Below are 25,759 nucleotides of genomic sequence, written 5' to 3'. Positions count from 1 at the left end.
ACCTACTTATTTAATACTCCCAATTTCATTAACCGTTTTATTCAGCGTTTCATCTAATGATTGAATAACCTTCTGATTCGATTCATAGCTTCTCATTATGCTAATCATTTCCGTAATGACTTCTATTGCATCTACATTGGATTTTTCAAGATATCCTTGCTTTATATGAGCATTTACTGCTTTTCCTTCTGATGCTGCTATAAACACACCTTCTTTATCCTTTTTAAGGCTTGCTTTATCTTCAAAATCAACAATCAATAATTTTAATTGGTTAACATCTATATTATCCGTGTTAACCCTTATTGGTTTATTATCAGCACCAAGCACATACAAGCCAGATGAATGCTTTAAGAATCCCCTTTCGTCTATTAAAAATCTACCATCTCGGGTATATCTTTTTCATTGTTTTCATTTGTTAATACAAAAATCCATTCCCATCTATCGCAAAATCTAAATTCCTATCCGTTTTTTCTAAAACTCCTTGTCCAAAATCAACAACCGTATCAGCTATCCCAACTCCAAGCTCTAAGCTTCCAATGTTTCTTTTAAAGTTCTTATTCCCAATTTGTTTATCCTTATTTTGGACAATCATCTCCTCAAAGGATTTTAAAACCACCTTTTGCTTTTTATATCCAGGAGTATTTATATTAGAAACATTGTTACTCAAATTTTCACTTTGAATTTGCCTTGTGATCATGCCTGAGGCAGCAGTATATAATCCCCTTAACATAAGAATCCCTCACTTTTTATCATTTTCAAAGTAAGCCTTTATCTCATCAGGATATCTCATTCCAAGTTCCCTTGCCATGATTTCTATCTTTTCTTTTGAAATATTAGTAGGTCTATAAAAGGTATAAAGTATACCTGATATAATTAATCCAATTCCTAGTCCCAAAACAAATCTACTATCTAATATTATATCATAAATTGCTCTCCAATTTATTTTCTTGCCTTCATTAAACCAAGCCTTAATAGCACCTCACCCTTTCCTAAATTTAGTTTTGAACTAATCTCGTCTACTGTTAAACCGGCCAGTGTCATTTCATAAATTTTGTCATTGATATCCTTTCCGTCCATTTCATTTGTTTCTACAGCTTTAGCATCTTTAATGGTTGTCTTTTCCTCTTTAATTTCATCCTTTTTTAGATTTTCTATTTCTTCACCTAAAGAAATTAAAGAAAGCTCAACATTTTCAATTCTATCTAGGATTTCCTTCAGGGTTTCTTTTATTTCCTTTAAAGCTAATTTGTTTTCCTCATAATATAATTTTTCAGAAATTATATTTTCAAAGTCCATTATTGGATTTATTTCCATTATTTCCTTAGGTTTTAATTTTTTTACCAAAAACTTAAATAAATAAATAGTAGACCTAATATAATTAGGATAAAATTCATTACTATTCCTCCAATATATATTTAAGTCTTTTTAGATTTTCCCTTAGGCGGATAATAGCTCTACTATGAAGCTGTGATACCCTGGATTCCGACACTTCCAAAATCTTCCCTATCTCCTTTAAAGTAAGTTTTTCAAAATAATATAGATTTAAAATCAATTTATCCTTCTCTGGAAGCATTGAAATAGCTTCCCGCAAAATCTTAAGTCTTTCTTCATTCTCTACAATGGTCTCAGGGTGTGGGCTGTTTGCATCCTCAACAAAATCCTTAACCTGCATGTCCTCTTCATCTGATTTAAAAAATATTTCCTCTAAGGATACTAAAGATACATAATTTACATAGGATTCTATAGTTTTAAGTTCCTCTTCAGAAATATTTAATTTATCAGCTAGCTCTTTGTCTGTTGGCTCTCTGTTAAGACTAGATTCTAATTCTTCCCTTGCCTGATTAAGGAGGGAAAGTTTTGAAACTGCACTTTTTGGTATCCAACTTATCTTTCTAAGTTCATCAATGATTGCCCCTTTAATTCTTAAGGTGGCATAGGTTTCAAACTTTATTCCCTTTGTTGGATCAAACTTTTCTATAGCATCGATTAGTCCTATAATCCCATAGCTTACAAGATCCTCAAACTCAACTCCAGGAGGCTTTCCTGCAACAAGGCGAGAAGCTATATATTTTACATAGGGAAGATACCTTAAAATCATTTCCTCTCTTTCATCGAATTGTTTATAACATTTCATTATTTCACCTCTATTTCAAGAGCTTAAGTTGTTCCCTCATTTTATTAAATATAAACTTTATTATACTATCCCTTGTCTTTTCGTCTATGTTTTCATATTTTAAGGCAAGCTTAAAATTTTTATTATCAACATCCTCAGTTCTTACAACCGAAGCCAAAATCATGACTTCATGGGGGATAGTTAATAAAAGCAATACATTATTCCCTGATGGTGCCTTCTCCTTTGTTAAGATTTTTATTCCTCCCCGCTGATATCTACCGTTAAACCTTTTTGTAATTGTTTGTAATATAAAGCTGGAACATCCTTTAAATCGAAAAATCTTTTATCCTGAGGCAATATAGAATACTTAATTTCCATAGTAATTGGAAGCCTAAAGTATTCTCTTCTTTGAACCTTTTCAATCACTTCAGGTAAACTTAAAACAAGCATATCGATGTTGTTTTCTCTTTTTTACCTAAAATTATAGCTCTACATTTAGTAACGTCCTTTTCATTTGGAACATAAAATTCAATAACTCTACCATGATGAGCTATAAAATATCTATTACCAGCAACGGGAACATCTATTAATAAGAAATTCTCGTTAATATCTTGAATTTTGCTGACAAAGGTTATTCCATCCTGGATAACATCAATTTTTTGTCCAATTTTAAGGTTTACATTTAGTCCATTCATGAACCTAACCCCATCCTTCCGAAAAGTTTAAAAAATACATCTTTAATTGTATTGTTTTTATTTTCCTTTTCAAGTCCTATAACATCTGAAGCTATCTTCATTATGCACATACTAGCCTCAGTTTTAGGAAAACTAATTAGATATGGTCTTTGTTCAATAATGGATATAGGAACTTTTTTATCTTCGAATAAAAATCCCCTATAGTTTATCTTAGACTTCAAAAACACATTAACAGTATTACTTAACTTTTCGAAGGTTTCTCGTGCTTCCTTTATATTTTTTACTTTATTTATAACAACGTTTATATTAGCATCTTGAAATTTATTCTTTATTATTTTAATTAAACTATAGGCATCTGTTAATGCCGTAGGTTCCGGAGTTGTTATTACAATAACTTCATCTGAAATTGCAACAAAGTTTAGTATAGTTTTTGAAACTCCTGCTCCCGTATCAACAATTAAAATATCAATATCATCTAATTTTTCAAATTCTTTAATTAATCTCGCTCTTTGTTCTTCATTCAAATCAACAATATCCTTAAGTCCGGAACCACCTGGTATTATTTTAACACCTTCTTGAGTCAACTCAATTATTTCATTGATATTTTTGTTATTAAAAACTAAATCAAACAAACTATATTTTGATTTCACTCCATACATAATGTCTACATTTGCCATTCCTATATCAGCATCAAGTATTGCAACTTTAAGTCCCCTTAATTTCAATGCTACTGCCAAATTTACAACAAAGCTTGACTTGCCAACTCCGCCTTTACCACTTGTTACGGTTATTACTCGGAATTTATTTTTCTTTTGTGTTGTTTTGTCATTAACAAGCCTTCTTAATTTTTCTGCCTGATCCATAATTTATTCCCCCAAAACAAGCTTAATGAGTTTATCAGAGTTGGCTTCTTCAATATCATCTGGAACATTTTGTCCAACAGTAATATAAGAAATTGGTTTTTGCTGTAATAAGCTGCTGTTAAGATACTACCATAAATATCAGTTTCATCAAGCTTGGTTAAGATGATATTGTTATAATCAAGCATTTTATAATTTTCTATGATAGATTTTATATCCCTTTGTTTGGTTGTTACACTAAGAACAAGGCTTATTTTATCTGGCTTTATTTCTTCGATAAATTTTTTGGTTTCTGCTATTTGCATAGCATTTTTACTACTTCTTCCAGTTGTATCAACTAATATTATATCACATTCCTTCATCTGATTTAAAACTTTGGGAATATCTTTAATAGAATATATTACACCAAAAGGAATATTTAATATTTCCGCATAGGCTTTTAACTGTTCAATTGCACCAATTCTATAGGTATCTATAGTAATGAGTCCATCTTTTTTGTTCTTATATAAAGAATATAAACTTGCAAGCTTTGCTACAGTTGTCGTTTTTCCAACACCAGTTGGTCCGACAAAAGCCTGAACTCTTGAATCAGTTTTATCATCCTCTTTAAGTAATTCCTTGGTATACTTAATTAGCAATTTTTCTAGATTTTTAGCATTTATTTTACCGTCACCATTTTCTTTTTTAATAGATTCAATTATATTCTCTATAATTTCCTCAGGGACATCATTATTCAATAGATTTTCCTTTATCCTTATTTTCTGTGATTTTTTCATACCTTTTGTTTCTTTGTTGTTGTTTTTAACTAAATTCTCTACCATATTTTTTAGTTCTGCTATTTCCTTTTCAATATCACTTGAAACAGCATGTTTTGAACTCTTTTTGTCCTTATCATCAGCTGCTGCTGTAACCTCTATTTTTTAGGCTTAAAAAATCCTAAAAGCCTTTTTGCCTAATTTTTCTTTGACTAACAATAACGGCATCATTTCCAAGTTCATATCTTATCTTCACCATTGCCTCCTGCATATTATCTACTATATATCTTTTTACAATCATATGCTCACCATCCCTAATGACTCAATCTGAACGTCTGCAGGAATTTCATTCATCGATAAAACGAATAAATTAGGAAATACGAGTTCGGTCATCCTTCTAAAGGCTGGTCTTATTTTAGGAGAACATAAAATTACAGGTTGACCATTATAAAAATCGCTAATCTCCATCAATCTCTGAACTGCCTCAAATATCCTCCTTGTAGTATCAGGATCCAAGGCTGGATATGATCCTTGGAAAGACTTTTGAATATTATCTGAAATAAGCTGCTCAAGGGACGGATGCAAAGTCAAGAGTCTTATCGTGTTATTTTCATCTACAAGATTTTTGCATATAGTTCTTCCAAGGGAAATCCTTACGTATTCAGTTAAAAGTTCTATGTCCCTTGTGTTTACAGCGTGATCAGCCAATGTTTCAAGTATAGTAACAAGATCCCTAATTGGCACTCTTTCCTTTAAAAGATTTTGAAGAACCTTTTGAACCTCACCTATAGATAAAAGTCCAGGTATCAATTCCTCAACAACTGCACTATAATTTTCCTTTATATTATCAATAATCATTTTAACTTCCTGTCTTCCTAAAAGCTCATGGGCATGTTTTTTAATAATTTCAGTAAGATGAGTTACTAAAACAGTCGTAGGATCCACTACTGTTATTCCTAAAATTTCAGCCTCTTCCTTTCTATTGTCAGGAATCCAAACTGCAGGTAACCCAAAGGTTGGATCAACAGTTTTTATTCCTTCAATTGGAATTCCATCACCTAATACATCTATTGCAAGATAATGATTAACTAATATTTCTCCCTTTCCAACAACTGTCCCTTTTATTTTGATAGCATATTCGTTTGTTGCAAGCTGAAGATTATCCCTGATTCTTATAGGCTGAACGATTATTCCCATTTCAAGGGCAAGTTGCCTTCTAACGCCTGCTATTCTATCTAAAAGATCTCCTCCCGATGAAACATCTGCAAGGGGTATTAGTCCATACCCTATCTCTATTTCTAAAGGCTCTACATTAAGATATTGCATAACGTTTTCCGGTTCTCTTTTTCAGGTTTTATATCTTCAATTTTAGTTTCTAAATTCATCTCACCTTTGCTATCTTTTGTTAGGACATATGATGAAAAACCGCAAGCTGCAGATAGCGATAGAAAGAGTAAATTAGGTAATGATGGGATTAACCCTAAAATCGCTAAAATTGCACTGGCAATACCTAAAACCTTAGGGTATGAAGTAAATTGCCCTGCAAGTTCCTTACCAAGGGTTGAATCCCCTGCTGATCTTGTAACAATAATACCTGATGCTGTTGAAATTAAAAGGGCAGGAATCTGACTTACAAGACCATCACCTACGGTTAAAAGAGCATATTTTTTCAACGCATCAAAGGCAGATAAACCTCCAAAAATACTTCCTATTAAAACACCACCGATAATATTAATTAAAACAATAACAACACCAGCTATGGCATCACCTTTAACGAATTTGCTGGCACCATCCATAGCCCCGTAAAAATCTGCCTCTTGCTGTAATTTTTTTCTTCGCTGTTTTGCCTCTTCTTCTGTTATAATGCCTGCGTTTAAGTCTGCATCTATGCTCATTTGTTTTCCTGGCATAGCATCAAGTGTAAATCTTGCTGCAACTTCAGCAACTCTGCCTGCACCATTGGTGATAACTACAAATTGAATAACAACTATGATTATAAAAAGAATGAATCCTACAACGTAATTACCACCAACAACAAAGTTACCAAAGGCTTCAATTATTTGTCCCGCTTGTCCTTGTCCAAGAATTAATCTTGTCGAGGAGATATTAAGTCCTAATCTAAAAAGAGTCGTAATTAGTAGTAGGGTTGGAAAAACAGAAAACTCCAGAACTTCGGTTGTAAACATAGTTAAAAGCAAAATTACTAAACTTATCGACATGTTTAGAGCAAGAAATATGTCAAGAAGCCATGTTGGCAGTGGAATAATTATCATTAAAACTATTAAAATAATTACAAAGGCTATTAAAACATCTATATTTGCCTTTAAATTCTTTTCCTTGAACATCTAGCCATCACATCCCTCTAATACTGTAAACATATGCTATAATTTCAGCAACTGCTTGATAAAGCTCAACTGGAACCGTTTCGTTTATTTCTACTTTATAATATAAAGTTCGTGCCAAAATTTTATTTTCAACTATGGGAACATCGTTTTCCTTTGCAATATCTTTAATTTTTTTGCGATAAGATCCGCACCCTTTGCAACAACTATTGGTGCAAAATCCTTATTCCTTTCATATTTTATTGCAACAGCAAAATGAGTTGGATTAGTTACGACTACGTTGCCTTTGGGACCTCATGCATCATTCTCTTCATTGCCATTTCCCTTTGCTTTTGTCTTATTCGAGATTTAATTTGTGGATCCCCTTCAGTTTGTTTTAATTCCTCCTTAACCTCCTGTTTTGTCATCATCAAATCCTTTTTAAGTTGTCTTTTTTGAAATATAAAATCAGCAACTCCAACAATTATTAAAAATACAACTAGTCTTGTCATTTGTTTATCAGTAATACTCTTTACAAAAGGATAAATTCCAAAGGGATTCAAATCGCTGGTCTTTAATATTTCAAATAGGTTGTTTCTCAAATAGCTAAAGGTTAAATACATAATAATTATAATTTTAAGCATTGACTTAATAAGTTCAACAATGGATCTTTTAGAAAACAATCTTTTAAATCCATTCAATTGATTTAACTTGTCAAAACTAAACTTTAAATTTTCTGTTGTAAATAAAAAACCAATTTGAAGGATATTTGCTAAAATTCCAAGAACCATTATTGTAAGCAAAAAGGAAGTGCAACTATTGATGCATTCTTTAAAACATATAAGGCTATAATCTTAACTTGCTGAATACTCATATCTTCCTTTGTTATCAGATTAAATGTCTCTATTAAAAATTTTCTTCCATTCAAATATAAGCTTTGTCCAAACACCAAAAACAAAAACATAACGCCAAGAAGAACAATGGATGAAGTTAAATCGATGCTCTTTGCCACCTGCCCCTTTTTCCTTGCATCCTGCAACTTCTTTGGGCTTGCTTCTTCAGTTTTATCCTCCGATGCCATCAGAACTATAAAAGGCAGAGTGTTAAAAAGTTTTACTAAATCCCCTGATAAACTTTCAAATAGTTTTATATATATATGGGTTAGCCCCGGTAAAATCACAGATACTGCAAATAAGCCGACAAGGGTTTTTACTGGCAAACTTAAAAGAAATATATTTATTTGTGGAACAGCTCTATTTATAAGTCCTAAAGTAAAATCAGTTAGAAAAACCACTATAACAACTGGAGCTGCAAGTTGCATCGCAATATAAAAGCTTTTAGCAAATACATCTAAAATTACAATAAAGATATTGGAATTAATCTTTAAAATTTCTAAGGGAACCACTTCAAAACTTTTTATTATTGCCGATAATAATATATGATGAAAATTTAAAGTTACAAATATAACTATTGCAAACCAGTTAAAAAACCTCTCAAGGGGTGTGGAACTTCCTGAAGTTGATGGATCAAAGTATTGCGACATTGAAAAACCTACATTAAAATCCATTATTTGTGCTGAAACTCTTATGGCATTAAATATCAAAGTAGATATATACCCTATTGAAACTCCAATAGCTATTTCTCTAAATATAAAAAACACAAGATCAAAATTATTATTTATAAATTGATAGGTTGGAATTTTAATATTTGCTGTAACCAATAAGGATAATATTAAAGAAAGTCCCATCTTAACTATTGTTGGAATTTGCCTTATTGAAAAAATAGGTGATGACATAAGCATTGCAATTATCCTTACTGAAGCTAAAAATAGAATCAAAAATTCATTCATAGAATATACCACCTATTTTACAATTAAAATTATATTGCTAAGCATAGTTTGAATAAATTGAATTAAAGTTTTTAGCATCCAAGAACCTAAAACTAAAAAGACGACAATTACAGTTATTACCTTGGGAACAAAGGTTAATGTTTGTTCCTGTATTTGAGTTGCAGCTTGAAATATGCTGACCAAAAGTCCTACAGCCATTGATGCAATTAAAACAGGTGCTGCAATCATAAGAGCCACCGTCATAGCCTGTTTGCCGATTGCAAGGGCAAAGGATAAACTCATAAGATCACTCCTACATAAAGCTTTGGATTAAAGATTTAACAACTAAATGCCATCCGTCCGCTAAAACAAACAAAAGTATTTTAAAGGGAAGAGAAATAGTAACCGGCGGAAGCATAAACATTCCCATCGACATCAAAATACTTGCCACAACCATATCTATAACAATAAAAGGAACGAAGATCATAAATCCCATCTGAAAGGCTGTCTTAAGTTCACTTATAACAAAGGCAGGAATTAGAATTTTAAAGGGAACATCATATCGATCCTTTGGTTTTTCAATGTTAGCTGCATTATAAAACAAAGCAAGATCCTTTTCCCTGGTTTGCTTTAGCATAAAATCCTTTAATGGCTTACTGCCAATTTCTATAGCCTGCTGCTGTGAAATTTGACCCTTTATATATGGCTGAATAGCTTCATTGTTTATTTTATTATAAACTGGAGCCATGATAAAAAAGTCATAAATAAAGCAAGTCCAATTAAAACCTGATTAGGTGGAGATTGTTGGGTGGACAATGCATTTCTTATAAACCCAAGAACTACAATTATCCTTGTAAAGCTTGTCATCAGAAGAACTATTGCTGGAATAAATGTTAAAGAAGTCAACAAAATCAATAATTTTATATTATCCACATATTCCTTAGGATTTTTAGCTGAATCTATTGAAATATTGACTTTTGGGACTGGAATATTTGGTGTTGCAGCAAAGGCTATTCCGATCGTAGCTATGAAAATTAGTAAAACTATTAGAAAAACTCTATTGAACCTTTTCATTCTTCATCTTCCTTCTAATTAGATTAAAATCGAAGCCCTCTAAATTATTTTTGTAAACCTCTAAGTCATCTTGGCTAAGTTCTAATAGTATTTTTACATCATTTTGAGTATTTGAAATTATATAGGGCTTTCCAGCAATTGAAACAACAGACAAAAATGAATTTTGGCTAAGGGGGACCCTCTCATACACTTTAATTAACCTACCGCTTCCTAATTTATTTAAATATCTTCCCCATATTTTGCCGATAAAATGATTAAAAATATAATCATTGGAAGAAATATTACCAGTTTGACGACAGCAAATAAAGTTTCTGAATTCATTATTAAATCACCTACTGTATTATGATATCATAGAAATAAACATTAGTTATTTGCCCTGATGTTAATTTAGAATTGATTTTACCTATAAGTTCCTTTCTTATATTTTCAAGTTTTATTCCATCGAATTCTGTAGACTTTTTTAATCTAATCGTAGTTATAACTAAATCCCTGATTTGGGGCATTTTGTCTTTAAGCTCCGTTTCAATCTTTGTATCTGTATAGGCTAAAAATATTTTTGCCTTTATATATACCCTAATATCTTCATCAGCAAGATTAACAACAAATTCATCCATTGCCATAGTTTTCTCTGGCTTTGGCTTAGGAGTTGCATTTTGGTTTTTGTCATAAACATATAACCTAAGAAAACTCCAGCTGCAATTAAAAGAACAAGTAAAATTATGATAATTATCATTAGTTTTGAAACACCTTTATTTTCTGCCATATCAATTCGCTCCTTTTTGCTTAGTAACAATTAAAATATTAACTCTTCTATTTTTTGCCTTCCCTCAGGCGTTGCATTAGATGCAATTGGACGGTATTCCCCAGCACCAACAGCAGTTATCTTTTCCGGCTTAATACCTTGATTTTCCACTAAGAACCTAACTACTTTGACTGCTCTGTCTGCTGAAAGCTCCCAATTGCTCTCATAATACCCTCTATTGATTGGAACATTATCCGTATGCCCCTCTACAACTATTTCATTTTCAAACATCCTCAAAAGCTGAGCAATCTTCGAAAGCAATGGAATGCTTTCAGGTTTTATATCTGCTTTACCTGAGTCGAACAATATTTTTTCTTGAAGTTCTATTACAACTCCCCGTATATCTTCCCTTATCGTAATTTTAGCTTCAAGTTTGTTATTTTTGACAAACTCTTGAACCTTTCTATATATCCTTTCAGTTTCGCCCCTTTGAACATCCAATTCAACCTTTCCCGTTTGTCTTTCCTTATCTTTAGTTTCTATTCCTGGATTTGTGTTAACTGGAACAGGTCCTAAATTGCCACCACTCACAACAGTATTAACATTACCACCAAAGGCTTTAGCGAGTGAAAATGCTAATGTTTTAAATTTAATATTGTCCATCGTTGAAAATGCATAAAGTAAAACGAAAAAACATAAAAGCAGCGTCATCATGTCAGCATAGGTTGTAAGCCATTCTCCAGCATTTATTTCACTTTTTTAGAACGTCTCCTACTCATTTGATACCACCGCACCCTTTTCAACATTTTGTTTTAACATCGCCAATCTTTCTTCGGGTGCTAAATAAGTCTTAAGTTTATCTTCCACTATTCTTGGATTTACACCCGATTGAATCGCTAAAACTCCTTCTATCATCATTTCTCTTCTTCCTATTTCCTCATTGCTTTTATTTTCAAGTTTTGTTGCTAAAGGAGTAAAAACAAGTTAGCCAATAAAGATCCATAAAACGAGGTTATAAGGGCCACCGCCATAGATGGCCCAAGGGTTGACTGGTCCTGCAAATTCTTAAGCATTTGTATAAGCCCAACTAATGTTCCTATCATACCAAAGGCTGGAGCCATTGCTGCCCATAACTTGAAAAAGATATAACACTTTGATGTCTTTTTTCCATTTCCGAAATCTCCAGTTCCATAATTTCTCTAATAATTTCAGGTTCAATACCGTCAACCACCATTTGTATTCCATTTTTTAAAAATTCGTCTTGAATGTTTTGAACTTCATCCTCTAGTGATAATAATCCCTCTTTACGTGCTTTTTTGATAATTCAACAAATCTTTCTATAAGCTCCGATGCAGGGACTTGTTTATCAACAAAAGCATTTCTGATTGCTGTAGGCACTTTTTTATAGTTGACATAGGAACTGCTATCATAACCGCAAAAAGGATCCAAAAGCTGTTATAAAAGAGAGGCAATATCCCAGAAGGTTAAAAGCCCATCCTTTATCGAGGCTTGTCCTGAAATCATACCATATAAAACTACAAAAACCCTAAAACCAATCCTAGCGCTGTTGATAAGTCACTTTTTTCATTTTATTACCTCCGGTAGATTCCACATGAATTTTCTTTTAAAGGCAATAATTTTTTCGATTATCTCCTCTGGAGATTCTTTAACTACATATTTTTTTCCGTTTATTGTTGTTATTACTGTATCAGGAGTTATCTCTATTTTTTCAATAAGTTCTGAATTCAAATAAAAAGCAACGTTATTAAAGCCTGTAAGTTTAATCATATGCTACTCCCCATTATCTCTTTAGATTTAAAAGCTCTTGAAGCATTTCATCTGATGTTGTTATTGTCCTTGAATTTGCCTGAAAGGCTCTACTTGTTACTATCATTTCTGTAAATTGTTCTGCAAGATCAACATTGGACATTTCTAAAAGTCCTTGTCTTACAGTTCCAAATCCTGAGGATGCTGGAAGTCCTATAGAAGGTGCACCTGAATTGGCTGTATTTCTATAAGTATTTCCTCCAAGCTTTTCAAGCCCTGCAGGGTTTTGGAAACTTGCAAGGGCAACCTTACCTATAACAACTGTTTTATCGCCATATATCCCTTTAATCGTTCCATCCTTATCTATTGAAAAGCTTAAAAGCTTTTGTTTTGTTCCATTTTCATCTAATGCTTCAAAGGGGATTACTATACTTTTAAGTTCTGTAATATTAGGTGAATTTTCTGCACTTATTTCAGGTTCATAGGCTGGCTCGTCTACGTTTACTGTTGGAGGATTTGCTGGATCATAAACATCAGCTAAAAAGGCTGTATTATATGAACCTAAAACATGAAATCCTTCTGAAGTTACAAGGCTTCCATTAGCATCTAAAGTAAAGGCCCCATCCCTTGTAAATCTGTATTCTATTCCATCAGAAATCACAAAGAATCCATTTCCTTCTATTGCAAGGTCAGTTGCCCTTCCTGTTGTCGAAAGAGCACCTTGATTCATGTTTGTATCGATGCTTGCTATTGCAACACCAAGGCCTGCCTGCTTTGGATTTGAACCTCCTAAATTTTGAGTTGGAGCAGCTGCATTTTCTAAAGTTTGGCTTAATATATCCTTAAAAGTTACCCTTTGTGCTTTAAAGGCAGTTGTATTTACATTTGCTATATTATTACCAATAACGTCCATCTTTATTTGATTTGACTTCATTCCGCTAACACCAGAATTTAATGATCTTAACATATTACTCCTCCTTTTAATAGTCGCTTCTGTCCTTCCACGACTAGGCCTCCCTTTCGGGTCCAGCCTAAAGTATTATGGCACTATCGATATTGGTAAATACATTTTCCTTTAAATTTTCAGCATCTATAGCAGTTATTACGGTATTATTTTTTATACTTGCAATAAAGGCTATATTATTATAGACAATAAGCCCTTCTTTACCCCTTTGTCCTTTAGCTTTCTAACAGCACCATTTATTTTTTCTACATCTTCGTTTGTAAGTTGTATGTTTCTTTGTTTTAATCTTTCAATTGCATGACCTGAGAACTTAACTTCCTCACAGGCCTTTTCAAGGAATTTGGAAAACTCAATTGTCTTTTCTATTCTTTTATTAAAATCATTTATATTTATTTGGTTACTAATCCTGTTTATCAATTTTTACATCACCTGCACCTATTACTTGATCAAGTTTATACATTCCGCCTTCTGTTTTAATATAAACTTCATTTGCTTCAACCTTAACTCCATTTACAATTTCTTTTATTACTTTGTCATTGACCATTATTTCAACTTCCTTGCCAATTAGCATAGTTCCCTCTGTAAATCTTTGTGATATTAGCAGCTTTTGAATATTGGCATTCAGATTCTGCATTTGTTCTAATGCAGCAAATTGTGCCATTTGGGCAATGTATTCTGTATTGTCCTTTGCATTTAATGGGTCTTGATTCCTAAGCTGAACAGTTAAAATCTTCAAAAGGCATCTTTGTCAAGGATATCGCTTTTTTTGAAACTGTAGCAATATCATTTAAATTGCTAACCTTTGAAACCTCCATATAGTCCTCCTTAGGCATATAGATTTATTCCTTCTAATTCCTCTTCAAAAATTTCTTCTTCAAAGTCAAAATCTAAACTATGTTGTTTATTTTGCCTTGCAAATTCCTTAAAGTTTCTTCCAGCATTTTCATTAAACCCATCGCTGGATAGGTAAACCGAAACATTAGATAAATTAACATTATTCTGTTTTAGCTCCTGTTTCATGTTTTCAATATTGTTTTGTAAAACTAATGCCACTTCCCTCTTTTCTACGATTATATTACCTTTAATTTCTCCCTTTTCTAAAACAACCCTTACAGTTATCTCACCAAGGTCCTCTGGCTTTAGTTTCACTTTAACTTCTGTTATATCAGGTAGTCTAAGGCTTTTAAATTTTTCAACTGTTATATTTACTATTTCTTCTGCCTTAGCTGGTGAAATTATTCTTTGTATCTCGTCCTTTAAATGCTTTGTTGTTAGCTCCCTTATTGGAACGTTCACTTCCTTTACCTGTGGTTCTATAATATCTATGTTTGTTTCTTTTTCATTCATACTTTTTACATCAATTGTTTTAATGTCATGGTCATTTATTTGATTTAAAGTAACAAGATTTTCTTTCGCTTTCTTTTCATTACCTAGATTAACATTTAAAATATTTACATCTTTATTATGATCTAATTTTGAGTTAGCTGTTTTTATTTCATTATCCTTTTCTTCAATTGAAATTGTTTTTTCATAATATTTTTCTTCTTCTGAGTTGAATATTTGTTTTTCGTCTTCTAATGCTTCTAATGTTGTTGCATTTATATTTTCTTGTTTCAGTAACTCATCAAAAACAGTTATCGTTTCTTTAACTTCATCTTGTGCTATTAAATTAGGCAATTCTTCACTTTCAACTGTCTTTTCTTGATCTATATCAATATTAGTTAAATTAAATTTTTCTTGAAACACAATTTTTTCTTGTGTAGGCTTAAGTTTATCAGTTTGCACCGATATTGATATTTCATTATCCCCAGAAGAAGTATCTTTATTGTAATTTTTATCATTTACATTGAATATTTGATTGAATATTAGCTGCACATTGGGGCTCAAATTGATAGTTTCATCTGTAATTTGAAGTAATTCTTCCTTTTCATTTTCTTCGATATTTTCACTTAATTTATTGCTTTCCTTAGAGTTTTTACTTTCAATGTTTTTCCATTGACTTAGTGTTAGATTATTTGCAGCATTATCCAAAACCCTTTCAAAGTCATCGCCTTTTATTGGATTTTTGTCTTTTACTTCTAACTTAGGATCCTTTAACTTTACAGCCTCAACCTTCACATCTTCACCTCCTTTCTCCCCTTAAGTATGAATAAAGAGCATAGTCATCGTTGAGCTTTTGCTCTTTTTGCTTTGTTCTTCTAAAAATTCTTCATAGGCCTTTTCCTTTAGCTTTTCAATTATGCTTCTATCTTTTGTAGCCTTAATAAGCTCTTGTCTTGCCCTTTCAAGCCTTTCCTTTGCCTGGTTTAAAGCTTGAGTTTGCCTCTCTATTCTTTTTTCTAAAAGGTCTAAATATCTATAAAAACCTTGATAATCAAAAATCATTTTAAATTTAGGAGGATTATTTATAGCCTTTTTCCTTTCCTCCGTAAGTTCCTTTAGCCTTTTTCCTGTTCATAGTAGTTTATAAGCTCAATTGAAAATTCTTCCTTTTTCTTTTCTTCATAGCTTTCCTTAAATTCTAAGACCTTTTGTAATTTAAAATTAAACTTATCCATTTAATCACCTTCTAACCTATTGAAAGGATTCTTTCATAGGTTGTTTTATAGTCGCTGTATTCATTTATTCCCTGCCTCAAAAGGCATTTATTTTATCAATTAGTTGGATGGCTCTATCGATTTTAGGATTAGAACCCCTTTGATATGCCCCTATATTAATTAAATCTTCTGAATCTTTGTAAACAGCTAATATATCCCTAAGTTCACTAGCCTTTTCCTTTAATTTCTCATCGGCAATCTGTGGCATCAATCTTGATATACTTGCCAATACATCTATCGCTGGATAATGGTTTTTGCCTGCTAATTTTCTTGATAAAACTATATGTCCATCCAAAATACCTCTGACAGCATCTGCTATAGGCTCATTAAAGTCGTCCCCATCAACAAGAACAGTATAAAAGGCGGTTATGGAACCCTTATCTGAATTTCCTGACCTTTCCATAAGCCTTGGAAGCATCGCAAAGACAGATGGAGTGTAACCTTTTGTAGCCGGCGGTTCCCCAATTGTAAGTCCAACCTCCCTTTGGGCCATTGCAAAACGGGTAACAGAGTCCATCATAAGCATAACATTAAGCCCCTTATCCCTAAAGTATTCTGCAATTGCAGTTGCAGTAAAGGCACCCTTTAATCTAACTAAAGGAGGTTGATCGGAAGTTGCAACCACCAAAACAGACTTTTGAGTCCCTCCTCGCCAAGGTCATTTTCTATAAACTCCCTAACTTCCCTTCCTCTTTCACCTATAAGTCCAATTACATTTACATCGGCGTCGCTATATCGTGCTATCATGCCTAAAAGGGTGCTTTTTCCAACCCCACTTCCTGCAAAAATACCAATTCTTTGTCCAATTCCACAGGTTAAAAATCCGTCAATAGCTCTAATTCCAGTTGACATAACGGTGTCTATTTTTCTTCTTAATAAAGGATTTGGAGGATCCCTATCAAGCTTATATTCTGTTTCATAATATAAGCTTGATCCGTCCATTGGGTTTCCAAGGCCGTCTAAAACTTTACCAAGCAAAGTTGGACCAACCTTAACATTTAATGTTTTTCCAGTGTTTTCCACAGGACATCCTACTGCAACCCCTGTTATATCTCCAAGGGGCATTAAGAGTAGTCCATTATCCCTAAATCCAACTACCTCTGCAAAAACAAAGTTTCCGCTGTTAATAAATATTCTGCAAACTTCCCCAATAAAGGCCTTTAAGCCTTCTACTTCTATGGTTAATCCAACAACCTTTTTAACCTTTCCAGTAAGTTTTATAGTATCTATCTCAGCTACCTTCTTCATTAAAGCTTCAAAACTTAAGCTTAGCATATCAATCATTCCTTAAAAGGTTATTTAATATTTGCTTTATTTGAGTTTCAATTTTTGCATCGATATAACCTGAAGGAGTTTCTGCTACAAGATCCCCTCTTGAACATCAGGATCAGCAAGTAAAATTAAATCATTAGGATTTTCAACAAATATTTCAAGTTCATCTCTTCTACCCTTTAAAAAGCATAATCCCTTGGATTTAATTTTAAAATTATCTGGCGCTTATCTAGGGCTTTTGAAATCATGCTCCTTGATATGTTTAAAATAGCCTCTTTATTTACCGTAATTTCTGATTTTATTATCTGCCTTGCAATTTCGATTGATAGCTTTATAATTTCATCTTCTTTTTCTTTTATATAATTCTTTATTTCTATTTGAACATTTTTGCGTATAAATCTACTTCTTCTTTTATTTTTGTGCCTCAATCTTTGCCTCATCAATGCCTTTCTGATACCCTTCCTGGTAACCCTTCGTGTATCCTACGCTGTAGCCTTCCTTTTGAGCATCCTCTAATATGGAATTTGCCTTTTCCTTTGCTTTATCTATAATATCTTTTGCTTCCCTTTCTGCCCCTTCAATAAGGCCTCTTGCCCTTTCATGGGCGTTCTCTAGTATGGCCATCTTTAATGTTTCTATTGTGTTTTCTTGGCTGTTTTCATCTGAATGTAGCTCTATTAATTTTTCTATAACGGGTGGAGCGATTACTGCATCACCCTTTATTTTGCCATACTTTATAACCTTAGAGTATGATTGCATCATCTCCACCCCTTGATACTATAATCTCACCTGCTTCATCAAGTCTTCTTATAACTGCAACAATCGCCTGCTGTGCCTTTTCAACATCAACAAGCCTTACAGGTCCCATAAATTCCAAATCTTCCTTTAAAGACTGTGCAGCACGCTTTGACATATTGTTGAATATAATGTTTTGAACTTCCTCTGATGCACCCTTTAGTGCAAGGGCTAAATCCTTTTGGTCAACTTCACGTAATACACGCTGTATTGAAGCATTGTCAAGAGTAACGATATCTTCAAATACAAACATGCTTTCTCTGATCTTTTCTGCAAGTTCTGGTTGTTCTCTGTCAAGTTCATCAAGTATCGATTTTTCTGTTCGTCTATCAACATTATTGATGATATCAACAAGGGTTTGAATACCACCAATTTGCTGAAAATCTGGCCTTATTACATTTGATAGCTTCTTTTCAAGAATTTCTTCTACTTCCTCTATAAACATTGGAGAAGTGTTGTTCATAGTTGCAATTCTTTTTGCAACATCCACCTGAAGATCCTCAGGAAGTCCAGATAATATCTGTGCTGCCTTTTCAGGTTGTAGATAACATAAAATAAGGGCTATCGTCTGTGGATGTTCATTTATAATTACATTAAGAAGCTGCGTTGCATCTGCCTTTCTTGCGATTCCAAAGGGTCTGTATTGCTGAGTTATCTCTGATACCTTTTCTATTATTTCTATAGCCTTTTGGGTTCCTAAGGCCCTACTTAATAGGGTCTTTGCATATTCGAATCCACCTTCAATGATATAATCCTTTGCTTTATTCAAATTAACAAATTCCTTTAAAACCTCTTCCTTAACTTCCTTTTTAACCTTAGGCATATTTGCAATTTCAAAGGTTATCTTTTGTATTTCTGATTCTGGAAGTCTTTTTAATATTGGTGCCGAGGCTTCAGGACCAAGGGTTATAAAAGTATTGCTGCTTTTTGAACTCCTGTTAACTTGTTTGAATCCTTAGGCAAAGCTATCACCTCTCATCCTCAGCAAGCCAAGTTTTGATAACTTCTACAACTTGTTCTGGCTTCTTTGATGCATAATTCTTTATTTCCTTTTCAAGATCCATTTCCTCTTCCTCATTTAAAAGAGGTTGATATTCCACTTGAGGTTTAGGTAAAACATCGGAAATAACAACATCCAAATGATGCTGCTGTTCTAATTCTTTTTCTTGTTTCTTCCTTCTTCTTGATCTTATAAATGCAATCAGTCCAAAAGTAAAGCTAAACCTGCTGCACCGATATATGAATACTGCTTTATCTTTTCCTTTTGCTCTAACTGTTTTTGAATCTCCTCAAGATCCTTTTGGGCTTTTTCCTTTGCCTCATAATTAAAAGCTAGAGCCTCTATATTTATTTGGTCGCCCCTTGCCTCATCATATCCTGTTGCTGCGGCCACTATATTTTTTATAGTTTGCTTTTCAGCATCGTTTAAGCTTCCATCGATTATAACTGATACCGAAAGCCTTTTTACCTCACCTGGAGCCTTTATAATCTTTTCCTCAGTTTGTCCAACTTCATAATTTGTTAATTCCTCTTCCCTTTGGGTATTGGAGGATTGGCTAGAACCATTTGCTAAGGTATTACTCATATTGTTATCGATTGGGCTTGAGCCAGCTCCTGCACCTGATGAGTCATTTGAAGATTCCTTTATCTTATGCTGGCTTCTTATTATAGCATCCTTATCATAGGAAATCGTAGTTATTGATTTTGAGTCAAAGTCCATATCAGCATTTATCTTAACTGTAACCTTGTCCTTGCCAAAAACTGTTTCCAGCATCGATAGAACATCTTTTTCAAGCTGATTTTCAAACTGCCTTTCTATATCCCTCTGCTTTAGGGCAGATGAGGTTCCGTTTAAAGTATCATCGAATAAGTTTTCCGATAATAAATTCATATTGCTATCTATAACCTCAACGTTTTCCTTTGGAAGATCCTTAACACTACCCGAAACTAAAGCAACTATAGCCTTAACTTTATCCTGTGATAACGTTTTATTATATTTAAGCTTTAATGTTACAGATGCCCTTGCCTTTGATGTGTCCCTTGCAAAAACCGTATCATCAGGCAAAACAAGATGAACCCTTGCCTTTTCTACCTCATCAAAACTCTCAATCGTCCTTGCAAGCTCATCCTGAAGGGCCCTTTGATACATTATTTTGGCCTCTGTATCCGTAACTCCAAATTTGCTTTGGTCAAACAGGCTCCATCCTTGCCCATCGGAGGGTAAATATCCATTTTCTAAAACCGTGAGCCTTAGTTCATCTACTTTGCTTTTTGGAACTAAGATTGAGTTTCCTTGAATTTTATATGAAACTTTTTGCTCCTTTAACTTTTCCACTATCGCCTGGGAATCCTGCGGCTGTAAGTTGGAAAATAAAACTTCATATTTTTCTTTTGTAAGATAAACAGCGGATAATATGATTCCGGTAAAAAATAGAGTAATTAAAGATAATACCAAAACCTTTTTTGTTAAATTAAAGGAGGTCCACTTTTCCTTTATTTTTCCTAATAATTCTTTTAATTTATCCATCAAAAGCACTCCTTCAATTGTCTACTATATTTGAATTCGCATTATTTCCTGGTAAGCATCAACAAGTTTATTCCTTATCTGAACTGCAAGTTCTAATGTTAACCTTGCCTCCTCCGTTGCCAGCATAACCTGGTGAATATCCTGTGCTTGTCCTGTTATTAAATCTATTGTGGCATTCTCCGCCTCAACTTGCTTTTCATTCACCCTATCAAGGGCCTTTTTAGATATTCTTCAAAGTTAATATTATTTTTTGAATTATCAGAATTTACTTTTAAAAGACTGCTTGTATCTAGAGTAATTGAATTGATATTCATCTATATCCCTACCTTCCAATCTCTAAAGCCTTCATCATCATTTGCTTTGATGTATTAAACGCTGTTACATTTGCCTCAAAGGCACGGGATGCAGTTATTAAATCTATCATTTCATTAAGAATATTCACATTTGGCATTGTGACATATCCATCCTTGTCGGCATCGGGATGGCTTGGATCATAAACCCTTCTTAGGGGGCTTGGATCCTTAGAAATTGCAGAAACTTTAACGCCATTTAACTTTTCTGTGAACCTATTATTCCTATCAATTACCCTTTTAAATTTTCCTCAAAGGATACTACCTTCCTAATATATGGACCTCCAGTAGAAGTTCTTGTTGTTTCTGCATTGGCGATATTATCCGATATAACCTCCATCCTTAGCCTTTCCGCCGACATTCCACTGGCACTTATTCTCAAGGGATTAAAAGATTATTCATACACTACCTTCTCCCTTCGCTGATTATAAAACGTCTCATAGCGATCTTACTATTTGCCTGAGATACAAGGGCATTGTAAAGGATCGCATTAGCTGCTAAGTTTGCCATTTCATTGTCGATATCAACATTGTTACCATCAAGCCTCATCGAGGATGAGTTGTCCTTTTAAGGTCATAACTTAAATTTTCGATGCTACTTCCATCATTTAAATGCTTCTCGTTTGTAACCTTAAGAGCTAGCCTTTCTCCCTTTAAGACGCCATTTAATTTTTCTTCAAAAACCACTCTAAAGGCCTTATATCCTTTAGTATTTACATTGGCAATATTATGAGCTATTACTCTATCCCTTGCACTTGTCGCATCCAACGATTTTTTAAGTATCATATAACTTAATTCGTCAATATTCTTAATCATACTTCAACATCCCCCAATAAATTCTAATATTAATTTATTACACATAACGACAAGTGTCAACTAAATATTAATATAAATTAACACAATGCGATTTTAATTTACATTTTAATCAAATTAAAATATCCTTTTCATAGTTATATTTTACAAAAATTGTGATGAATTCAAGATGTTTTTGTTAAATTTTGTTATAAAACATTTTGGCAAAAATAAAAGCCCTACAATTTAGGGCTATTTTTTGACGTCTATTGTAGATTTTTCTTCTTTCTTTTCCTTTTTATACTGACTCACCAATTTATCCAAATTCTTCTCCTTAATTATTGCATTATAATCCATAAGCTGTTTATTTAGCTTAGAGATCACTTTATCTTGCTGTCTTTTGTTTCTTTTATTAAGTTTCCAACATCCTCAACTAATTTTTTAAATCTCAAAACGTCTTCCTTTAATTCTATTCTTTCAATTTCTTCTGCCTTAAAATCTGAGATGTTATGTTTTATTATATAAATCTCCTTCAACTGTTCAAGCCTATTTGATAGCTTTGCTATAATCTCAAGATTAAAGGAGATCTCTTGAAGCTCCCTGTTGTATTCTTCTATGTTAATGTTTTCTTCTTGTTCGAATTTTTTTATCGATTCATAAATATTCTTATACCTTTCATATTGCCTTTCTAAATTTTGAATTATTTCATGAAACATAAAAACACCTACTTTTTAAGTCTCCTATATGCCTCTTCGAAGGTTTCCTTGAGCTCTTCGGCAAATCCTAAAACTTCCTCTGCTATTGCCTTGTCCTTTTTAGTATTAGCTTCAACCAATCTTCTATACATATAGTCATATAGGAGCATTAATGATTTTGCTATTTCTCCTCCAACCTCCATATTTAATGTTGCCATAAATTCTAAAATTATGTTTTGAGCCTTTATAAAGTTTTCATGGGCCTTTTTATATCCTTCTCTTCAATTCCTACGATTGCAAGTTTAATAAATTTAACAAGTCCATCATAGAGCATTAAAAGGAGCTTTTCCTTAGAAGCTGTAAAAATGCTGTTTTGCTGATATGCATTTAGTGCATTAAGGTTATTCATCTTATCACCCTCTTATATCAATTATTTTACCTGTCATTTTATTAAAGGACTCTAAAAGGGATTCTATATCATCAACCTCTGTTTCAATTAAAACCCTTCCCTTTTCATCCTTTAGCTTTATCTTAACCTTGTTTTTCATCACCCTATACTCAAGCTTTATATTATACTTTGCTAAAACACTTGAAAACTCCTCTGCAAATTTTCTTTGTCTTTCCTGATCAAAGTTTTTTTCTTCATTACCCCTTTTTGTTTCTGCACTTTTTGCCTCATGCACAATTTTATCAACTATCTTTGTTTCAATCTGCCTTATTACAAGGGGGTCTATTTTATCAAGGGTTATAGGATTAATCGGCATAAACCTTCCCCTATCTTTTTCATCTATAAAAAGCCCAAATACCTCCATCATGCTGGCCACCATATCAAGTATCTTTTTAGGCGGAATTTCCTTTAAAACCTCCCCAGTGTTGTCATTTATGATTTTTATAATAATATCATTTGTTTTTTCATGTATCTCAAACTTAAGATGGGTAGAATCCTTTAAATATTTATTAGCAGTTTCAACTGCCTTTTCAACATCCTTCCTATTATATTTAACCTCATTATTAACTTCATTATTTTGCTTATCAAACTTAATGTTATTTAACTCAACCTGTTTCAAATTTTGAAAATTAATGTTATTTACCCTTTGTATTTCCATCCTTCCCACCCCTTACTTATTCTATTTTATTTATCGGAAAAAGTTTTTGAGCTTTAGGGACGGAAACAAAAATAAGGAAATAGCTTATACGCTACTTCCTATTAATAGACATTTTATTCTTTAATGTTTGAAGTTTTCAATTTCTTCTTTAATTTTTCGTATTTCATCTTCATTAAGTCCTGTTGCTTTAATTATCATTGACATATCAGCACCTAAGGATATTAGGTTTTTAGCTACATTTATTGTTCCTTTCCTCATTCCTATTTCTATTCCTTCCATTTTTCCTTCTTCTTTTGCTTCAACTAACCTTGTTTTCTCATCCCTTAACGCAGCCATCTTTGCTTCATATGCCATTCTTGCTTCTTTGTCCTTGCTTATAACTTTTAGAAGGTCATATGCGTAGTTGATGTCCTCATTCTTCTTTGAGAGCACATCAATCACCTCCTTGTTCCCATCTATGAATTCCATCCACATTACTAGTGAGTCGTTTTCATCTCTTGAAACTTCTTTGTCATATAACTTCTTAAGCTCTAAAAAATGTATTTCTAATACATCTGTTAGCTTGTAATTTGTTTCATCTTTAAATATATGGTAGATTGAGTTTAACTTCTTTAATGGTGTTACATTAAAATCTACTATGTTTATTGTTATACACTTTTTAAGGTCAGTATATTTTCGCCTGCTTCTATTTGCCCAGTATACATCTTACTCCAGTAAAAAGAGTCCTTTCTGCCATGTAACCACTATCTAAATTTGAACTTCTATGTCTATTTCTTTTTCATCTTTCGTTTTTACTCTTACATCAAGAACTCCCTTTTATCTTTCTTGTGATTCTTTATTAATTCACTGTTTAGTATCTCAAGCCCCTCTAATTCTTCCTTTGGAACTCTTAAAACTGCACTTAAAAATGAAACTAATACTTGTTTGTGTTTTTCATTGCCAAATATGTGCTTAAACACAAAATCTATTTTGGGTGGTATTATTTCATAGTCTTTATTAATCAATTCATCTTTAATTACTTCTTTTATTTTATTCTTATTAGGCATTGTATCAACCTCATAATTCCTTATTATTTGTAATCGGCAAGTATTTTTGGAGAAATTTCGGAAATTTTTTATCCCGAAATTTTTCCATCTAATCATTAAATAGCGACTTCCTGTTTTCCAACCTGTAGCTTTTGCCTGTCATATTAAAAATCTCACATCGGTAGGTTAGCCTGTCCAATATAGCTGTGGTTAATGCTACATCCTGCAAAAGCTCACTCCACTCTTCAAACCCTTTATTAGATGTGATAATTATTGACGTTTGTTCATGTAGATTTGATATTAATTGAAAAAACATATTTGCTTCTTCATGTGAAATCGGTAAATATCCAATTTCATCAATTATGACAAGGTCTGAAGAGTATATCCTATTTATTTTACTTTTGCTTTTCCTTGATATATCCTGTGTTTTTAAATGATACATTAGCCTGTCCATCGTTGTGAAACTTACCTTGTATCCCATTTCAACAGCTTTGTATCCAAGTGCTATTGCAAGATGCGTTTTACCTACTCCAGGTTGTCCTAAAAATATTAGGTTATATATATTATCTATCCAGTCCATCTCTAAAAGCCTGTTTATCTGCTTTTTAGTTATTGATCTTTGAAACTCTGTGTCAAAGCTTTCTATTGTTTTTATCACAGGAAATCCAGCCTGTTTTAGCCTTCTTTCCTGTGCCTTTCTATTTCTTTGCTCTATCTCACCCTTTAATAGCTCTATTATCAAATCATGGTATGATAAATCTTTATTATCTGCATCATCAATAATCTTCTGGACGTTATCCCGTATATACCCAAGCTTAAGATTCCTCGCATAATCTTTGATTATCTTTATCTTATCCATTGCCCTATCCCTCCAATTATCTTACAATATTCTTCAATGCTTCTTATGTCAGGTTTTACATTCTTGTATTTTTCAGGGATAGGATTTGTTTTCTGTTTTTCTGTGCCTATTTTTTCTTTTTCTTTAAGATTGAAATATTCAACCGCTTCTTTAAAAGCGTAGCTGAATACATCCTTCTTTCCAAGCAATACATTAAAGCTTTATTAATTACATCAGCATCAATGCCTTCTACTGCTTTTTTTAAAAGACTTAATTGATCCCTAAAATATCTTGCTTTTTCTTTTCTGATTTCATCTAACAGGATTTTAGCTTCTTCTGAAAAGCCAAGCAATCTAAAAACATCATCATAAAGCTTATCAAGTTCAGTATTTCTATCTCTTTCAGGATGCGAAAGTTTTATCAACTTCCCCTTTCATTGGATATCCTATGCTTAACTATTAAATTATTTTTTTCAATATCCAAAACTTTGATAAATTCACCTTCGATAACAACATTAACCTTTTTACCAGGTTCATAAGTTCCTTTGGGTAATTGATACCTATTTTGCTTATACAATAGGGTATTGTCTTTTCTAACGACATAGGTTAAAATGTTCTTAGGTGAATTTTGTTTTGGGGATACCG

The 25,759-nt window shown here is 32.8% G+C and carries 34 protein-coding genes and 10 pseudogenes; all 44 read right to left on the bottom strand.

The window, feature by feature from the left end; translation table 11 throughout:
- Positions 1-6 precede the first annotated feature (6 nt).
- Positions 7-327 carry a flagellar basal body rod C-terminal domain-containing protein gene (locus PWK10_RS05950; RefSeq protein ID WP_274767689.1) on the bottom strand — a complete coding sequence of 107 codons (321 nt, stop codon included), beginning with the start codon at positions 325-327 and terminating at the stop codon, positions 7-9.
- Positions 328-415: 88 nt separating this feature from the next.
- The gene (locus PWK10_RS05945) at positions 416-730 is read right to left on the bottom strand and encodes a flagellar hook-basal body complex protein (RefSeq protein ID WP_274767688.1); all 315 of its coding nucleotides are present in this window, start codon (positions 728-730) and stop codon (positions 416-418) included.
- A gap of 9 nt (positions 731-739) precedes the next feature.
- Positions 740-895 (bottom strand): flagellar protein, encoded by a 156-nt coding sequence (locus tag PWK10_RS05940; protein ID WP_274767687.1) that lies wholly within the window; start codon positions 893-895, stop codon positions 740-742.
- A gap of 44 nt (positions 896-939) precedes the next feature.
- Entirely contained in the window at positions 940-1,314 is a 375-nt protein-coding gene (locus PWK10_RS05935) for a DUF6115 domain-containing protein (protein WP_274767686.1), read from the bottom strand.
- A gap of 82 nt (positions 1,315-1,396) precedes the next feature.
- Positions 1,397-2,134 (bottom strand): FliA/WhiG family RNA polymerase sigma factor, encoded by a 738-nt coding sequence (locus tag PWK10_RS05930; protein ID WP_274767685.1) that lies wholly within the window; start codon positions 2,132-2,134, stop codon positions 1,397-1,399.
- 10 nt (positions 2,135-2,144) lie between these two features.
- Complete coding sequence (locus tag PWK10_RS05925; protein WP_274767684.1) at positions 2,145-2,327, bottom strand: hypothetical protein; 183 nt, start codon at positions 2,325-2,327, stop codon at positions 2,145-2,147.
- Positions 2,328-2,368: 41 nt separating this feature from the next.
- Positions 2,369-2,563, bottom strand: coding sequence for a hypothetical protein (locus PWK10_RS05920; RefSeq protein WP_274767683.1), 195 nt, complete (start codon positions 2,561-2,563; stop codon positions 2,369-2,371).
- Positions 2,551-2,808: a flagellar brake protein gene (locus tag PWK10_RS05915; RefSeq protein ID WP_274767682.1), complete on the bottom strand. Its 258-nt coding sequence runs from the start codon at positions 2,806-2,808 to the stop codon at positions 2,551-2,553. Before PWK10_RS05915 ends, PWK10_RS05920 begins: the two co-directional genes overlap by 13 nt.
- On the bottom strand, positions 2,805-3,671 hold the full coding sequence (locus tag PWK10_RS05910) for a MinD/ParA family protein (protein ID WP_274767681.1): 867 nt from the start codon (positions 3,669-3,671) through the stop codon (positions 2,805-2,807). The genes PWK10_RS05915 and PWK10_RS05910 overlap by 4 nt, the downstream gene beginning before the upstream one ends.
- Positions 3,672-3,674: 3 nt before the next feature.
- A pseudogene (locus PWK10_RS05905) lies at positions 3,675-4,724 on the bottom strand (flagellar biosynthesis protein FlhF).
- Positions 4,721-6,768 (bottom strand): annotated as a pseudogene (flhA, locus tag PWK10_RS05900) (flagellar biosynthesis protein FlhA). The pseudogenes PWK10_RS05905 and flhA overlap by 4 nt, the downstream one beginning before the upstream one ends.
- Before the next feature lie 7 nt (positions 6,769-6,775).
- Positions 6,776-8,593: pseudogene (gene flhB, locus PWK10_RS05895) on the bottom strand (flagellar biosynthesis protein FlhB).
- 12 nt (positions 8,594-8,605) lie between these two features.
- The gene (gene fliQ / locus PWK10_RS05890; protein WP_274767680.1) at positions 8,606-8,875 is read right to left on the bottom strand and encodes a flagellar biosynthesis protein FliQ; all 270 of its coding nucleotides are present in this window, start codon (positions 8,873-8,875) and stop codon (positions 8,606-8,608) included.
- A 10-nt stretch (positions 8,876-8,885) separates the two neighbouring features.
- A pseudogene (gene fliP, locus PWK10_RS05885) lies at positions 8,886-9,646 on the bottom strand (flagellar type III secretion system pore protein FliP).
- Positions 9,630-9,884 (bottom strand): flagellar biosynthetic protein FliO, encoded by a 255-nt coding sequence (locus tag PWK10_RS05880; RefSeq protein ID WP_274768134.1) that lies wholly within the window; start codon positions 9,882-9,884, stop codon positions 9,630-9,632. The pseudogene fliP and the gene PWK10_RS05880 overlap by 17 nt, the downstream one beginning before the upstream one ends.
- Before the next feature lie 94 nt (positions 9,885-9,978).
- The gene (locus tag PWK10_RS05875) at positions 9,979-10,260 is read right to left on the bottom strand and encodes a flagellar basal body-associated FliL family protein (RefSeq protein ID WP_274767679.1); all 282 of its coding nucleotides are present in this window, start codon (positions 10,258-10,260) and stop codon (positions 9,979-9,981) included.
- Entirely contained in the window at positions 10,209-10,409 is a 201-nt protein-coding gene (locus tag PWK10_RS05870; RefSeq protein ID WP_274767678.1) for a hypothetical protein, read from the bottom strand. Before PWK10_RS05870 ends, PWK10_RS05875 begins: the two co-directional genes overlap by 52 nt.
- Before the next feature lie 30 nt (positions 10,410-10,439).
- Positions 10,440-11,051 carry an OmpA/MotB family protein gene (locus PWK10_RS05865; RefSeq protein ID WP_274767677.1) on the bottom strand — a complete coding sequence of 204 codons (612 nt, stop codon included), beginning with the start codon at positions 11,049-11,051 and terminating at the stop codon, positions 10,440-10,442.
- Positions 11,052-11,159: 108 nt separating this feature from the next.
- The gene (locus tag PWK10_RS19535) at positions 11,160-11,306 is read right to left on the bottom strand and encodes a hypothetical protein (RefSeq protein ID WP_446715298.1); all 147 of its coding nucleotides are present in this window, start codon (positions 11,304-11,306) and stop codon (positions 11,160-11,162) included.
- A gap of 47 nt (positions 11,307-11,353) precedes the next feature.
- Positions 11,354-11,622 (bottom strand): annotated as a pseudogene (locus tag PWK10_RS19530) (MotA/TolQ/ExbB proton channel family protein).
- 350 nt (positions 11,623-11,972) lie between these two features.
- The gene (locus PWK10_RS05855; protein ID WP_008907885.1) at positions 11,973-12,176 is read right to left on the bottom strand and encodes a flagellar FlbD family protein; all 204 of its coding nucleotides are present in this window, start codon (positions 12,174-12,176) and stop codon (positions 11,973-11,975) included.
- 13 nt (positions 12,177-12,189) lie between these two features.
- The gene (locus PWK10_RS05850; protein ID WP_008907884.1) at positions 12,190-13,122 is read right to left on the bottom strand and encodes a flagellar hook-basal body complex protein; all 933 of its coding nucleotides are present in this window, start codon (positions 13,120-13,122) and stop codon (positions 12,190-12,192) included.
- A 64-nt stretch (positions 13,123-13,186) separates the two neighbouring features.
- The gene (locus PWK10_RS05845; protein ID WP_274768133.1) at positions 13,187-13,249 is read right to left on the bottom strand and encodes a hypothetical protein; all 63 of its coding nucleotides are present in this window, start codon (positions 13,247-13,249) and stop codon (positions 13,187-13,189) included.
- 41 nt (positions 13,250-13,290) lie between these two features.
- Positions 13,291-13,536, bottom strand: coding sequence for a hypothetical protein (locus tag PWK10_RS05840; protein WP_274767676.1), 246 nt, complete (start codon positions 13,534-13,536; stop codon positions 13,291-13,293).
- Positions 13,520-13,855, bottom strand: coding sequence for a flagellar hook capping FlgD N-terminal domain-containing protein (locus PWK10_RS05835; RefSeq protein ID WP_274767675.1), 336 nt, complete (start codon positions 13,853-13,855; stop codon positions 13,520-13,522). Before PWK10_RS05835 ends, PWK10_RS05840 begins: the two co-directional genes overlap by 17 nt.
- A gap of 89 nt (positions 13,856-13,944) precedes the next feature.
- Positions 13,945-15,237: a flagellar hook-length control protein FliK gene (locus tag PWK10_RS05830; RefSeq protein WP_274767674.1), complete on the bottom strand. Its 1,293-nt coding sequence runs from the start codon at positions 15,235-15,237 to the stop codon at positions 13,945-13,947.
- Positions 15,238-15,258: 21 nt separating this feature from the next.
- Positions 15,259-15,504 carry a flagellar export protein FliJ gene (locus tag PWK10_RS05825; protein WP_274767673.1) on the bottom strand — a complete coding sequence of 82 codons (246 nt, stop codon included), beginning with the start codon at positions 15,502-15,504 and terminating at the stop codon, positions 15,259-15,261.
- Between the two features lie 184 nt (positions 15,505-15,688).
- Positions 15,689-16,991: pseudogene (gene fliI, locus PWK10_RS05820) on the bottom strand (flagellar protein export ATPase FliI).
- A 176-nt stretch (positions 16,992-17,167) separates the two neighbouring features.
- Positions 17,168-17,416 carry a FliH/SctL family protein gene (locus PWK10_RS05815; protein WP_274767672.1) on the bottom strand — a complete coding sequence of 83 codons (249 nt, stop codon included), beginning with the start codon at positions 17,414-17,416 and terminating at the stop codon, positions 17,168-17,170.
- Positions 17,400-17,747, bottom strand: coding sequence for a hypothetical protein (locus PWK10_RS05810; protein ID WP_274767671.1), 348 nt, complete (start codon positions 17,745-17,747; stop codon positions 17,400-17,402). Before PWK10_RS05810 ends, PWK10_RS05815 begins: the two co-directional genes overlap by 17 nt.
- Positions 17,731-18,746 (bottom strand): annotated as a pseudogene (gene fliG / locus PWK10_RS05805) (flagellar motor switch protein FliG). Before fliG ends, PWK10_RS05810 begins: the two are co-directional and overlap by 17 nt.
- A gap of 5 nt (positions 18,747-18,751) precedes the next feature.
- A complete protein-coding gene (locus tag PWK10_RS05800) occupies positions 18,752-18,922 on the bottom strand; it encodes a hypothetical protein (RefSeq protein WP_274767670.1) in 171 nt (56 codons plus the stop codon).
- Between the two features lie 62 nt (positions 18,923-18,984).
- A complete protein-coding gene (gene fliF / locus PWK10_RS05795) occupies positions 18,985-20,310 on the bottom strand; it encodes a flagellar basal-body MS-ring/collar protein FliF (protein ID WP_274767669.1) in 1,326 nt (441 codons plus the stop codon).
- 24 nt (positions 20,311-20,334) lie between these two features.
- The gene (gene fliE / locus PWK10_RS05790) at positions 20,335-20,514 is read right to left on the bottom strand and encodes a flagellar hook-basal body complex protein FliE (RefSeq protein ID WP_274767668.1); all 180 of its coding nucleotides are present in this window, start codon (positions 20,512-20,514) and stop codon (positions 20,335-20,337) included.
- Positions 20,515-20,632: 118 nt separating this feature from the next.
- Positions 20,633-21,021, bottom strand: a pseudogene (flgC, locus tag PWK10_RS05785) (flagellar basal body rod protein FlgC).
- A gap of 44 nt (positions 21,022-21,065) precedes the next feature.
- Positions 21,066-21,475, bottom strand: a pseudogene (gene flgB, locus PWK10_RS05780) (flagellar basal body rod protein FlgB).
- Positions 21,476-21,831: 356 nt separating this feature from the next.
- On the bottom strand, positions 21,832-22,167 hold the full coding sequence (locus PWK10_RS05775) for a hypothetical protein (protein ID WP_274767667.1): 336 nt from the start codon (positions 22,165-22,167) through the stop codon (positions 21,832-21,834).
- An 8-nt stretch (positions 22,168-22,175) separates the two neighbouring features.
- Positions 22,176-22,555: pseudogene (fliS, locus tag PWK10_RS05770) on the bottom strand (flagellar export chaperone FliS).
- 4 nt (positions 22,556-22,559) lie between these two features.
- Positions 22,560-23,252: a flagellar protein FlaG gene (locus PWK10_RS05765; protein WP_274767666.1), complete on the bottom strand. Its 693-nt coding sequence runs from the start codon at positions 23,250-23,252 to the stop codon at positions 22,560-22,562.
- Between the two features lie 120 nt (positions 23,253-23,372).
- Positions 23,373-23,891 (bottom strand): Rpn family recombination-promoting nuclease/putative transposase, encoded by a 519-nt coding sequence (locus PWK10_RS18410; protein WP_342455697.1) that lies wholly within the window; start codon positions 23,889-23,891, stop codon positions 23,373-23,375.
- A 158-nt stretch (positions 23,892-24,049) separates the two neighbouring features.
- Entirely contained in the window at positions 24,050-24,298 is a 249-nt protein-coding gene (locus tag PWK10_RS18405) for a PD-(D/E)XK nuclease family transposase (protein WP_342455629.1), read from the bottom strand.
- Positions 24,299-24,386: 88 nt separating this feature from the next.
- The gene (gene istB, locus PWK10_RS05755) at positions 24,387-25,136 is read right to left on the bottom strand and encodes an IS21-like element helper ATPase IstB (protein WP_274766318.1); all 750 of its coding nucleotides are present in this window, start codon (positions 25,134-25,136) and stop codon (positions 24,387-24,389) included.
- 106 nt (positions 25,137-25,242) lie between these two features.
- Positions 25,243-25,539, bottom strand: coding sequence for a hypothetical protein (locus PWK10_RS05750; RefSeq protein WP_274767665.1), 297 nt, complete (start codon positions 25,537-25,539; stop codon positions 25,243-25,245).
- A complete protein-coding gene (locus PWK10_RS05745) occupies positions 25,536-25,691 on the bottom strand; it encodes a hypothetical protein (RefSeq protein WP_274767664.1) in 156 nt (51 codons plus the stop codon). The genes PWK10_RS05750 and PWK10_RS05745 overlap by 4 nt, the downstream gene beginning before the upstream one ends.
- Positions 25,692-25,759: the final 68 nt, after the last annotated feature.

It is taken from the genome of Caloramator sp. Dgby_cultured_2, from assembly GCF_028872215.1.
Classification (GTDB): Bacteria; Bacillota; Clostridia; order Clostridiales; family Caloramatoraceae; genus Caloramator; species Caloramator australicus.
This window is presented reverse-complemented; position numbering and strand designations above follow the sequence as displayed.

Coding starts and splice junctions, on each gene's coding strand:
- PWK10_RS05945 (WP_274767688.1), bottom strand. CDS start 730: ATGTTAAGGGGATTATATACTGCTGCCTCAGGCATGATCACAAGGCAA.
- PWK10_RS05935 (WP_274767686.1), bottom strand. CDS start 1,314: ATGGAAATAAATCCAATAATGGACTTTGAAAATATAATTTCTGAAAAA.
- PWK10_RS05930 (WP_274767685.1), bottom strand. CDS start 2,134: ATGAAATGTTATAAACAATTCGATGAAAGAGAGGAAATGATTTTAAGG.
- PWK10_RS05920 (WP_274767683.1), bottom strand. CDS start 2,563: ATGCTTGTTTTAAGTTTACCTGAAGTGATTGAAAAGGTTCAAAGAAGA.
- PWK10_RS05915 (WP_274767682.1), bottom strand. CDS start 2,808: ATGAATGGACTAAATGTAAACCTTAAAATTGGACAAAAAATTGATGTT.
- PWK10_RS05910 (WP_274767681.1), bottom strand. CDS start 3,671: ATGGATCAGGCAGAAAAATTAAGAAGGCTTGTTAATGACAAAACAACA.
- fliQ (WP_274767680.1), bottom strand. CDS start 8,875: ATGAGTTTATCCTTTGCCCTTGCAATCGGCAAACAGGCTATGACGGTG.
- PWK10_RS05875 (WP_274767679.1), bottom strand. CDS start 10,260: ATGGATGAATTTGTTGTTAATCTTGCTGATGAAGATATTAGGGTATAT.
- PWK10_RS05870 (WP_274767678.1), bottom strand. CDS start 10,409: ATGGCAGAAAATAAAGGTGTTTCAAAACTAATGATAATTATCATAATT.
- PWK10_RS05865 (WP_274767677.1), bottom strand. CDS start 11,051: ATGGACAATATTAAATTTAAAACATTAGCATTTTCACTCGCTAAAGCC.
- PWK10_RS19535 (WP_446715298.1), bottom strand. CDS start 11,306: ATGATGATAGAAGGAGTTTTAGCGATTCAATCGGGTGTAAATCCAAGA.
- PWK10_RS05855 (WP_008907885.1), bottom strand. CDS start 12,176: ATGATTAAACTTACAGGCTTTAATAACGTTGCTTTTTATTTGAATTCA.
- PWK10_RS05850 (WP_008907884.1), bottom strand. CDS start 13,122: ATGTTAAGATCATTAAATTCTGGTGTTAGCGGAATGAAGTCAAATCAA.
- PWK10_RS05825 (WP_274767673.1), bottom strand. CDS start 15,504: ATGATTTTTGATTATCAAGGTTTTTATAGATATTTAGACCTTTTAGAA.
- PWK10_RS05810 (WP_274767671.1), bottom strand. CDS start 17,747: ATGCAATCATACTCTAAGGTTATAAAGTATGGCAAAATAAAGGGTGAT.
- fliF (WP_274767669.1), bottom strand. CDS start 20,310: ATGGATAAATTAAAAGAATTATTAGGAAAAATAAAGGAAAAGTGGACC.
- PWK10_RS05775 (WP_274767667.1), bottom strand. CDS start 22,167: ATGTTTCATGAAATAATTCAAAATTTAGAAAGGCAATATGAAAGGTAT.
- PWK10_RS05765 (WP_274767666.1), bottom strand. CDS start 23,252: ATGGAAATACAAAGGGTAAATAACATTAATTTTCAAAATTTGAAACAG.
- PWK10_RS18405 (WP_342455629.1), bottom strand. CDS start 24,298: ATGCCTAATAAGAATAAAATAAAAGAAGTAATTAAAGATGAATTGATT.
- istB (WP_274766318.1), bottom strand. CDS start 25,136: ATGGATAAGATAAAGATAATCAAAGATTATGCGAGGAATCTTAAGCTT.